The 1,870-nt window shown below is 64.1% G+C and carries 2 protein-coding genes; both read right to left on the reverse strand.

Annotation, left to right across the window (positions count from 1 at the left end; genetic code table 11):
* A partial coding sequence (locus TSA1_RS38390) for a CHASE3 domain-containing protein (RefSeq protein WP_145984443.1) occupies positions 1–999 on the reverse strand: 999 nt, incomplete at its 3' end.
* Positions 1,000–1,295: 296 nt separating this feature from the next.
* On the reverse strand, positions 1,296–1,870 hold a 575-nt coding region (locus tag TSA1_RS38395; RefSeq protein ID WP_245448513.1), incomplete at its 5' end, for a methyl-accepting chemotaxis protein.

The following is a 1,870-nucleotide window of genomic DNA, read 5'->3' on the forward strand; positions in this document are numbered from 1 at the left end:
ACCGGCCACGGTGGTAGCCAGCCTCTGGGAGCGTTCGGCCGTCCCTGTCAGAGTGGTGGCCGATGCCTCGAGCTGGGTCGAGGCGGAGGACACCGTGCCGATGATCTCGCCCACGGCTCCCTCGAAGTCGTCGGCAAGCCTCAACATGTCCGCCTTGCGCTGCTCTGCGTTGCGGCGCTCGACTTCGACCTGCTCCGCCTTCAGGCGCTCCACTTCGATCGCATTGGTCTTGAAGACCTGGACGGCATTGGCCATCTGGCCGATTTCGTCCTTCCGTTCGGTGGACGATATCGCCACGGACGTATCGCCCTTGGCGAGGACGCCCATCTCGGTCGTGATGCGCTGGATCGGCCGGGTAACCACGACAGCGACGCCAAAGGCGCCGGCCAGCGAGAGCAACAGGGTGACGATACCGCCAGCCAACATGGCCATCGTCGCGTTGGCCGATGCGGCGTCGGAAGCCACGGCACGCGTCGTCAGCAGCGACCGCTCTTCTGCATCCATCTCCTGCACGACGGCGCGCAATCCATCCATGGACTTCTTGCCGGCGCCGGATGCCTCGAGCTCCCGGGCCTTGGACTGCGTTGCAGGATCCTTCATCAGCGCGATTTCGCGCTGCGCGACATTGGCGGTCCAGTCGCTGGCGAACGCCTTGACGCGCTCGAGGCGCTTCTGCTGGGTCGCGTTATCCGATGTCAGACTGCCGACCTTGGCCGCGGCTGTTTGAAACTGCTTCTGGCCGGATTCGAAAGGTCCGAGAAACGCGCTGTCCGCGGAAACGAGGTAGCCGCGCACACCCGTCTCCGAATTGACCATGGCCCCGACGAGATCTGAAAGCTGCTCCAGCACCTGATAGGTATGCACCGTCATCTTCGACGTGGAGTTCATCACGCTCAGCGAATTGTAGATCGCAGCGGTGCTGCCGGCGACGACGAGACAGATCGCCGCAAACACTGCAGAAACCTTCATCGAAATGCGGACGTCGTTGATCCAGGACATCAAATTTCCTCGGTAATTCCAGTTGAAATGCTCGTCGGGCGGGGAAGCCGTTTAACTCGGCAAGTTCTGCCTTGACGATTATACCATCCGCGAGATCGTTCCCCTTAACGGAACTGCGTAGTCCTACTGAGCCAGCATCATAAAAATGGCCCGGACTTTTGCGGGCATATTGACCCGCGCGCTGCGGCCGGCATTGCCCGGAAGAGCGAAGCAGTTCCGCCCTTCGGCAGATGTCCGAGAACAAAAGAGCGGCGCACAGCGCCGCTCTTGATTGACGGAAGAATGCGCGCTTGCCTCTATGCTGCGCGGACGTTGGTCAGGAACTTGCTGACCTCGTTCTTCAGCCGGCCGGAATCGTTGGACAGCATCTGTGCCGCCGACAGCACCTGCGAGGAGGCCGTGCCGGTCTCGGTCGCGCCGCGCTGCACGTCGGTGATGTTGGAGGAGACCTGCTGGGTGCCCTGCGCGGCCTGCTGCACGTTGCGGGCGATCTCCTGCGTCGCCGCGCCCTGCTCCTCCACCGCAGCGGCGATCGCCGAGGAGATTTCCGACAGACGCTCGATGGTCGAGGAGATCTCCTTGATGGCGCCGACCGAGTCGTTGGTCGCCGCCTGGATGCCGGAGATCTGCTGGCCGATCTCGCCGGTGGCCTTCGCGGTCTGCTCCGCGAGCGCCTTCACCTCGGAGGCCACCACGGCAAAGCCACGGCCGGCTTCGCCGGCACGGGCGGCCTCGATGGTCGCGTTCAGCGCCAGCAGGTTGGTCTGGCCGGCGATGGTGTTGATCAGCTCGACGACGTCGCCGATGCGGGACGCCGCCTTGGACAGCTCGCTGACGCGCTCGGTGGTGGCGCGGGCCTGGCCGACGGCGT

Origin of the sequence: Bradyrhizobium nitroreducens (genome assembly GCF_002776695.1) — a bacterium.
Lineage (GTDB): Bacteria > Pseudomonadota > Alphaproteobacteria > Rhizobiales > Xanthobacteraceae > Bradyrhizobium > Bradyrhizobium nitroreducens.